This window comes from Nitrococcus sp. (assembly GCF_059432795.1).
In genome coordinates, this window is sequence record NZ_JBXWZQ010000237.1 from 1 (window position 1) to 7,629 (window position 7,629).

Consider the following 7,629-nt stretch of genomic DNA (forward strand, 5'->3'; position numbering starts at 1 on the left):
TCGCGCGGCGACAAACAAGCCGACGATCCTTGCCAACCGGCCGAAGCCCGGTAATCATGCCTTGGCCGCGACACCCGGTTCTAACCCTGATTGTCGCTGACTTCTCACCCAGATCGTCGCTCTACACGCAGCATCGCGTCGTCTGTCAACGGCAACTGAAAACTGACCCACTTGGGCGGTGGTTCGGAAATCGAAAACTGACCCACCCAGCGCTGTTCTAAACGGTCACTGCTGGTTTGACGACGCCTGCTTTGCGCTTCTCTTTCAGCCGGTAGCTGTCTCCTTTGATTTGAATAACGTTGGCATGGTGCAGAATGCGATCGAGCATGGCTGAGGTCAGGGCGGTGTTGCCGGCAAAGGCTTCATCCCACTGGCCGAAGGACAGATTCGAGGTGAGCACGATCGAGCCGCGCTCGTAGCGTTTGGCAATGACTTGGAAGAACAGATTGGCCTGCTCCCGGGACATCGGCAGATAGCCGATCTCATCGATGATCAACAGGCTCGGGCCCTGGACGCTGCGCTGCAGGAAGGGTTTCAATCGCCCCTGGCGCTGCGCGGTATCGAGCTGCAGCAGTAAATCGGTGGCGGTCATGAAGCGGGTCTTGAAACCGGCTTGAGTCGCCAGATAGCCCAGACCCAGGGCGAGATGCGTCTTCCCGACACCGCTTGGGCCCAGCAAGACCACGTTCTCGCGTCGCTCGATGAAAGCGAGCGAGGCCAGTTCCATGATCTGCTTCCTGGGTGCGCCAACGGCAAACTGGAAGTCGAAATCATCGAGCAGCTTGATACCGGGAAACCCGGCCATTTTCACCAGCATGGTCCGACTGCGCTGTCGGCGAGCGTCCATCTCGGCCTTGAGACAGTGTTCGAGGAAATCGGTGTAACTGCTCTCTTCCCGGGCTGCCGTCTCTGCCAAGGCGGCATACTGTCCCTCGACTCCGCCGAGCCCGAGTGTGTCGCAAAGCGCTGTCAGACGTTCCGTTTGAAGGCTCATACCTGCCCCTGCGCCAGCAGCGCGTCATAGACTGACAGCGGATGATGTAGCCGGATGGGCTCGAAGCGCTGAGCAACAGGCTTGATCAGCTCCTGCGCCGGTGGTGCCGGTTGTTTCGTTGCAACGGGCTCGGGCAGCAGTGCCTGCACTTCCTCCTTCCAGCGCTGTGCGGGAATCGCCTGCATCGTGCCATGGACTCGGGCATTGGCTACGTCGCGCAACCACTTTCGAACCTCCAGATTCGCGGTGTCCACGTCCACAATCAGGCCTGCCTGCTTCGGTTGCGTGGCCAGTGGCACATAGAAGCTCCGGCGCAGATAGCCGATAAAGCGCTCCACTTTGCCCTTGGTTCTCGCCCGATAGGGGCGGCAGAGCCGGGGGGCGAACCCGAGATCCTTGGCGAGCGACCACAGCCCGGCATGGAAGCGGTGCTGTCCGCTACCGTAGGCATCGCGCTGCGTAACCACGGTGCGCATGTTGTCGTAGAGCACCTCTCGGGGGATACCCTGGAAGTAGGCAAAGGCGTTTTCATGGCAGCGTCTCAGCGTCGCGAACTGCTCATTGGTCACGAACTCGACGTAGCAGTAACGGCTCCAGCCCAGGGTTGCGACGAATGCGGACAGAGGAAGTTTACCGCGGCGGAAAACACCCCAGTCCACCTGCATCTGCTGCCCTGGCTCGGTTTCGAATCGCACCACTGGATCCGGCCGAGGCGTTGGCTTCAGCGCTGCCAGGAAATACCGCAGCAGGCGCTCTCCACCCTGATAGCCCAGCGCCTGTATCTCGCGGCACAGCACGGTGGCCGGAATCCACTCCGGGCGAGCGGCGGCAACGCGTTCCCGAAGGTAATCGGTATAAGGGCCGAGCTTCCCCGGCTTCTGCGCACGTGCAGCATACGCCGGCTCGGCATCATCACGCAGATACCTGCGTACCGTGTTGCGGGAGATACCGAGTTGGCGGGAAATCTCCCGGAGGCTGACCCCCTGGCGGTGCAATATTCTGATCTCCATACACCCTTCCTGCTTGATCATCTCGTCCCCGCACCAGTGCTGCTGTGGGCAGGGAGGTTAAATGAAAGGGTGGGTCAGTTTTCGTTTGCCGAGACGGGTCAGTTTTTCATTGCCGGTCACAGTCTACCGAATCGATGAACCCGAGGTCCGTGAGTCGCCGAAGGGCCTCGGCGACCTTGGTGCGGACGGTCTCGGCGGCGATCCGTTCGTCGAACTTCCTGCGCCGTGGATTAAGGGTCCGGACCAGCGTCTCCGTTCCCAATAGCCCCGAAAGCCTCTGCAGAAGCATCTCACGCTGAACCATGCCCCCGTGCTGCAGGGTGGCGGGATCGAGGTACATCAGCGCGAGCGTCTGGCCGACGAGCATCTCGCCAGCGGTCAGTTGGCGTCGGCCGAGTCGATCCCCCGAGGGTAGGAGGTAGAAGTACCCGTCCGCCCGCTGCATCAGCTCACAGCCGAACCGCCGATAGAAGGGCTCGAGGTGGTCGAGGGCATCGACGAGGTAGTCATAGGCGGTGCCGTCGTCGCGCCCGACGTGCCGACCGCGACGAAGGGCGAGGTCCACCTCGGGAAAGTGCTCGTCGCTGACGGCCTCTTCGAGGGACTGAAAGCTGGAGGTGGTCACCGTCGCTCTCCCTCCCTCGGCAGTTCCCAGTCCTCCAATTCCAGGCGTGGCGCAACGGTACGCCACGGACGCTCAATCGCGCTGCGTGTCCAGGTGATGCGCGCGAGCACGTCGGCCACACGGCCTGTGACGGCGTAACGAAGATCAGTGGGAAACTGCGGTAACGCCCACTCGGTCACCTCGGCCAGGGACCGAGCGCCTGCGGCCAGCGCGCCTTCCACCAATGTCTCGATGTTCAGGCCGGCATCTTCCGGATCGACAAGATCGGGCGAGCCCTCCCGGTCCGTACGTGGTCTCATGACAGCTGGCCGCTCAACTCGTGAGTCGAGGGGACGGAGCAGCCGGATTGACGGTGCCGCCGCCGCGAGCAAGTGGAACGGTGTCGACGGCCAGTTCGCGACCTGGTCGCGCAGCCGCTGACTCAACGCGCGGTCGGGGTCGAGGCGTACGACATCGCGAAGATAACGATGAACGTATTGGTAATACTCCGACCACGCACGCTGCCGGGCGCCGCCCCAGGCCGCTATGCGATCGACGTGTTCGATGACGCGTTGCACCGCCTCTTCGGGCTCGGCCTGCTCCGCCTCGGAAGCCAAGGCCTGAATCTCTTGCAGCAGCGCGACGAAGTGATGGGTGTCGCGGAGCAGGACCTCGTTAAGTTCCCGCAGCGTATTGGTGGTCGTGTCGAGCAGCGACTGGCATCGATCGACGGCACCGAACCAATCCGCCTGCAGCAGTTTGGCGATCTCTGCCTGCACCTCTTCCTGTTGCGAATCGAGCCCGCGCTGCCGGCGCTCAATGCCGCCGACAAGATCGCCAACGGTTATCCGCAGGGGAGCCACCACATGCTCCCGCCAGGCGTCCTCGGTGTCAGCACGCCTGGCTGCCGCGAGGATCTCGGCAAGCTGAGCCCGAAGCGTGCCCGTGAGTAGGGTCAAGCTCTCGCGTGTGAGTGCTTCATCGGCGAGGAAGTACTCGACGACTGCGGCCGCCAGTCGCGTCAGCGTGTACTCACCCGATCGAACGATGCCCGCGCCATCCACTCGGGCCAGCATGCGCTGGTCGCGGAGTCGTTGTATGGCGTGGGTCGCTCGCTTGCGTGGACGCTCCGCACCCGGATCTACCACGTCGCATACCTGCTCGAACATGTCGATCAGCACGTCTTCTTCGAACGACGCGAGCGACGCCCGGTCGGCCCGCAGGTACAGGCCGGCAAGAAAACACAGGTCGAGCGTTTTCAGATCGAGATTGATCTGGTCTCGTGCGAGTGCAGCAATGAGGCGGCTCGGATCCGATGGCATCAATCGCTCCTGCGGAGCTTCGCTGCAGCGATCGCGTGCGGCATGATGAATCCGGTAACACCTTCGATCACCTCAGGTAGGCTGCCGGGACGAAGCGCCACGTTGTCCAGAAAAGCATTCCACTGACGCTGCTTCTGCTCATCCTCGGCGAAGGCCGGAGTAAGGGCATCCGGTAGGTTGACCGGGACCTCGGTCTCGCGCCGTTCGAAGGTCGCGGCGATTGCACGTGCCAGCCGGTCGTCGTCGAACGGAAACGACTGGCTGAGGAGCCAAATGTCATAGAAGTCCTTCATCCGGCTGTTCGCGCGCCCAAGCGCCACCATGGCCTGGAATTTCTCGGCAATCACCGTTTCGCGGGTATACGCGCGCAGGCGAGGTGCGGGAAGGTCCAGCATGCACGGGTAGTCGATGACCTCGGCACCTGGCTCCAACGCGTCTCCGAATGCGACGTCGACTGTTACAACGATGCGGGCACCACTGATCGATGCGGTCGTGCGCAGCCGCAGTCCGCCGTACTCGAGCTCCTCCCGGATCTGGTCGACACGTACCGCGTTCGAATCGAACTCGACGCCATCCTCGACGTCTATCGCGAGAATCTCCTGGAATGCTGCAACCATCGCCTCCGGCCTTGGATCGCCGAACCCCAACAGGTCGAGATCACGCGTAGCACGGTGTGGGTCCGTAAACCAGCTCGTCAGCAGCATCGCGCCCTTGAGTACGAATCGGTCCGAGAAGGGCGACGTGCTGAGACGGTAAAGCAGGCGTTCCAACGCATAGCGGGTGAGTATCAGCTCGAAACTCTGTCCCGTTTCTCGGGAGAGATTCTGCAGTCGCGCCCGCACGGAGGCGCCGACGTTTCTGATCTCCCTAGGCATTGGCGGTCAGTGCCTCGAGATACGGCCGCACGACTGTGGACACCCCGCCCTTCTCGGCTTGGCGAGCAATTTCCGCGGGAGTCGCCTTGCGTTGCCGCAGCGCCTCCTGGAGCCCCTCGATCGCGACAGACTGGCCCACTTTCCCGCGATGTCGGAAGCAATCTGCTACCGTCTTGGCCACGCCGAAGACTTTCACCGACACGCCTTCGATCACGTGCATCTCGATGCCCTCCCTCAGCAGGCTGTCTGTGAAACGCACAATACGGATGCCCGTACCGCTGCGCTGCGGCGCCCAGTTCTTGGGTCCGATCGCCATCCAGACTTTCGGAGGTAGCTGGTCGGTTAGGCCATGGAATGCCAGCGCCGAGACGAGACACACGATGCCCTTGGGCACCCGCTTCGCGGCCTCCGCCAGGCTGTGATTGGGGTCCAGGTCGGCATCTGGCAGCTGATAGACGCCCCGCGACAGGCGGATGACTTCGCCGGCTCGCTCCATACGACTCATTGTCGCCGCGGTCACGCCGGCCTCGCGCAGCTCGAGCAGGCGCATGATTCCCTGCTTCTTCAGCAGGGTTTGGGCGAGCTCACGCTGCGTTCGGGGCTTTGCCATTGATACAAATACTTGATGTGTAGACCCTATGCACTAAGGCTTTGTATCATCTACCCGCGCGGCGCGCCACCTTAATGAGCGCTGGCGGGCGGATGTGGGGTCAGTCGAGCATCGTGACAGAGGAACAAGACGCAACGCAGGCACCGGCGTCGCTGACTGACAGCAGCGAGGGCCCGGTCAGTCGAGAAGCGCTATACGAGATGGTCTGGACCGAGCCCATGCTCCGGGTGGCGGCCCGGTTCGGCGTCTCGTCCAGCTACATGGCGCGCGTCTGCACGCTGCTCAACGTACCGCGGCCTGAGCGCGGCTATTGGGCGAAGCTGGCGGTCGGCAAAGCGCCGAAGCAACCGCCGCTCCCCGAACCGCGTCCGGGCGACCTGCTCGAGTGGACGCGGGACGGAGCTCTGCCGAAGCGGGCCCGGTCCCTCCCGAAGCCGCCCGACCAGCGGCCACGAGGGAAGCGCACGGTAAAGCGGCAGCTTCCGGATCGGCATCAACTGGTCAGCGGAGCCAAGCCGCTCTTCGAGGCAGGTCGTCTCTCCTGGCACGGCAAATACCTCAAGCCGGCCAAAAAACTGCTCGTCGACCTGGCAGTCACCCAGACCGGGTTGGATAAGGCTATCGCCTTTGCGAACGAGCTCTTCCTGGCGCTGGAAGCCAGGGACCATCGCGTGGTCATCGCGCCCAATTCGAAGCGATTCCATCGCGCGGATGTCGACGAGCGAGAGAATCCCGGAAAAGGCCACCACCATCACGATCTGTGGTCACCGATGCGCTGCACCGTGGTCTACATCGGCACCGTGGCAATCGGCCTCACCGTCATCGAGATGTCCGAGGAAGCTGAGGCCCGCTACGTGAACGGCGAGTACGTTCGGCTGACCGACTACGTACCCAAGCGCCGTGGCCGGTACGTTCACGACCATGGCTGGACGAGCACCCACGACTTCCCGACCGGGCGCCTCTGTCTCCAGGCCTACTCGCCGTATCCGCGGACAGATTGGACCCAGCAATGGCGAGAGACACCGTCCCGGGACATGTCCGGCAGGATCCCATCCATTGTTCGGGAGCTGTAGAAGGCCACGGTCGAAATCGCGCGACTCGTCGAGGAAGGAGAGCGCCAGGCGGAGATCGAACGAAAACGCCGGGAAGCTGAGTATGAGCGCTGGCGTCGCGAAGAGGAGGCGCGGCAGGCCGCGAAGGCGTTGAAGGACAGCAAAGAGGAACTGCTCCAGGTCATCGATGCCTGGGCGGAAGCCAAGCGACTCGAGGAGTTCTTCGCGGACGCCGAACGCCGGGCGCGGGATTTACCTGACGAGCGACGGGAGCGCACAATAGAGCGACTTCGACGGGCGCGCGCCCTGATCGGCAGCACCGATGCGCTGGAGCGATTCAGCGCATGGCGAGCGCCTGAAGAGCGTTAAAGTCTGCTGGAATCTCGCCAAGAAGCCAGGCGAAGTCATCTGGGGGTATCTATGGGGGCATTTCTGGCGTTTAGCAGCGTAACGCATTGATTTATAAGGCGATGTGATTGTCGCCGCCTCCACCAATTCGATCTCCAAAGCCGTCTAGCGACGGCTTTTTTATTGTCTATAAACAGTGGCTTAACGTCCCTTGGAATCCACTGCAGACCGGAATCCACTGCGGACCGGCGTCCACGACGATACCCACGCGCCGCGTCAGGCCCTGCTCGGGCAGGTGCCCGTTGATGGCCACCGGGCGAATCAGCGTTCAACCGCCGGGGCGGTCAGCTGCGGGCGACCGGTCAGAAACGTCTCAAGACCCGGCTCGGCGCGAGCCCGCAAGCTTCTTGCGAACCGGATCGATTCCGCCGGTACGCCATCCGCGATCTCGGCATTCCCTGAAGCAGTAGCTCCCCCTCTACGCCAGCGGTTCGAGCGGTGTAACCTGGTGGCCATGGGGGCGTTCTACGAACACCACGCGGCACGTTACTGCCGGGCAACCCGGGACATCGACATCACTGCGGTGCGGGCAGCATTCCTCGCGCATCTGCCGATGGGTGGTCGTATCCTGGACGCCGGCTGCGGCTCCGGGCGTGACGGCCGGGCCTTTCTCGATGCCGGGTATGTCGTGGCGGCGTTCGACGGTTCCGCGCCGCTGGCCGAACTGGCGGGTTCTCACATCGGCCAGCCAGTGCGCGTGCTGGACTTTCGGGAGGTGGACTGGCAATCAGAGTTCGACGGAGTCTGGGCCTGT

9 protein-coding genes are annotated in these 7,629 nt (G+C 62.9%); 3 read left to right on the forward strand and 6 right to left on the reverse strand.

Features of this window, described 5'->3' with window-relative positions; all coding sequences use genetic code 11:
* Positions 1-217: 217 nt before the first annotated feature.
* The 6 genes from istB to AC52Q4_RS16510 form a co-directional block, all read right to left on the reverse strand.
* Entirely contained in the window at positions 218-994 is a 777-nt protein-coding gene (gene istB / locus AC52Q4_RS16485) for an IS21-like element helper ATPase IstB (protein ID WP_495537887.1), read from the reverse strand.
* Positions 991-2,025, reverse strand: coding sequence for an IS21 family transposase (istA, locus tag AC52Q4_RS16490; protein WP_495537888.1), 1,035 nt, complete (start codon positions 2,023-2,025; stop codon positions 991-993). Before istA ends, istB begins: the two co-directional genes overlap by 4 nt.
* An 85-nt stretch (positions 2,026-2,110) precedes the next feature.
* A complete protein-coding gene (locus tag AC52Q4_RS16495) occupies positions 2,111-2,629 on the reverse strand; it encodes a chromosome partition protein MukE (protein WP_495537889.1) in 519 nt (172 codons plus the stop codon).
* Positions 2,626-3,930, reverse strand: a complete 1,305-nt coding sequence (locus AC52Q4_RS16500; protein WP_495537890.1) for a condensin subunit MukF — start codon at positions 3,928-3,930, stop codon at positions 2,626-2,628. The genes AC52Q4_RS16495 and AC52Q4_RS16500 overlap by 4 nt, the downstream gene beginning before the upstream one ends.
* The gene (locus AC52Q4_RS16505; RefSeq protein ID WP_495537891.1) at positions 3,930-4,805 is read right to left on the reverse strand and encodes a nucleotidyl transferase AbiEii/AbiGii toxin family protein; all 876 of its coding nucleotides are present in this window, start codon (positions 4,803-4,805) and stop codon (positions 3,930-3,932) included. Before AC52Q4_RS16505 ends, AC52Q4_RS16500 begins: the two co-directional genes overlap by 1 nt.
* Positions 4,798-5,415, reverse strand: a complete 618-nt coding sequence (locus AC52Q4_RS16510; protein ID WP_495537892.1) for a type IV toxin-antitoxin system AbiEi family antitoxin domain-containing protein — start codon at positions 5,413-5,415, stop codon at positions 4,798-4,800. Before AC52Q4_RS16510 ends, AC52Q4_RS16505 begins: the two co-directional genes overlap by 8 nt.
* A 113-nt stretch (positions 5,416-5,528) precedes the next feature.
* Between AC52Q4_RS16510 and AC52Q4_RS16515 the strand changes: the two genes are divergently transcribed.
* From AC52Q4_RS16515 to AC52Q4_RS16525, 3 genes are all read left to right on the forward strand, one after another.
* Positions 5,529-6,488: a hypothetical protein gene (locus AC52Q4_RS16515; protein WP_495537893.1), complete on the forward strand. Its 960-nt coding sequence runs from the start codon at positions 5,529-5,531 to the stop codon at positions 6,486-6,488.
* Between the two features lie 129 nt (positions 6,489-6,617).
* A complete protein-coding gene (locus AC52Q4_RS16520) occupies positions 6,618-6,836 on the forward strand; it encodes a hypothetical protein (protein ID WP_495537894.1) in 219 nt (72 codons plus the stop codon).
* A 493-nt stretch (positions 6,837-7,329) separates the two neighbouring features.
* Positions 7,330-7,629: class I SAM-dependent methyltransferase (locus AC52Q4_RS16525; protein WP_495537895.1), on the forward strand; the 300-nt coding region annotated here is incomplete at its 3' end.